Origin of the sequence: Anaeromassilibacillus sp. An200, assembly GCF_002160025.1 — a bacterium.
Taxonomy (GTDB): Bacteria; Bacillota; Clostridia; order Oscillospirales; family Acutalibacteraceae; genus Caccousia; species Caccousia stercoris.
Map to the genome: position 1 here is coordinate 1 of NZ_NFJU01000141.1, position 672 is coordinate 672.

1 protein-coding gene is annotated in these 672 nt (G+C 49.1%); it reads right to left on the bottom strand.

Going from position 1 to position 672, the window contains the following annotated elements; translation table 11 throughout:
• Nucleotides 1-120: 120 nt before the first annotated feature.
• Entirely contained in the window at nt 121-624 is a 504-nt protein-coding gene (locus B5F35_RS18290; RefSeq protein WP_087243101.1) for a hypothetical protein, read from the bottom strand.
• Nucleotides 625-672: the final 48 nt, after the last annotated feature.

Below are 672 nucleotides of genomic sequence, written 5' to 3' on the forward strand. Positions count from 1 at the left end.
GGGAATTCCTCCGCCTGTACATAATAATCGTAGTAGTATTCGGGGTCATCCCAGGCTGCGGAAACCGGAGCACACATGGATGCAGCCAGCATACCGGCCAAAGTGATACACAATATTTTCTTATTCATTCGCCTCATTCCTCTCTTCCTTTTCTTGCGTTTCTTCTGCCGGGGGAATCACAGATTCCTGTCTTAACCTCCTCCTTCCTCTGAAATACAGAACTGCCAGCACAATACTGGCTCCCAGGCTTACAGCAAAGATAGCTGTGAGTGTCCATACAATCCAGCTTCTGTCCGGCTCCGGCGGAGGGATTGGCTCTCCGCTGTAGGTCAGGGTATACAGGATATCTTCCGTTGTTAAGGTAACATCACCACTGTATCGCGCGGTGGTGATATACCCTGTCGCGTAGCTCCTGCTTCCAACAGCGCTATAGGACGCTGTGGCTGTGTAGGACGTGGGGATCAAACTGCCATTTGCTCCTGTTCCGCCTACACCCTGCCAGGATACACCGGCAAGCGTCAGTGTCATTCCGTTTTTCTCCACGGTTTGCGGAATGAGCGACTTAATCTGATGAATTAACTGTGTAGCAGTTTTCTTTGTCAGCCTGATGGTCTTATCATACATCTTCTTTTTCTCCTCACATCACAATTTAAGTAAAATTTCCTTCCGCTC

Excerpts from the sequence above, each read along its gene's own strand:
- B5F35_RS18290 (WP_087243101.1), bottom strand. The coding sequence starts at position 624 with ATGTATGATAAGACCATCAGGCTGACAAAGAAAACTGCTACACAGTTA.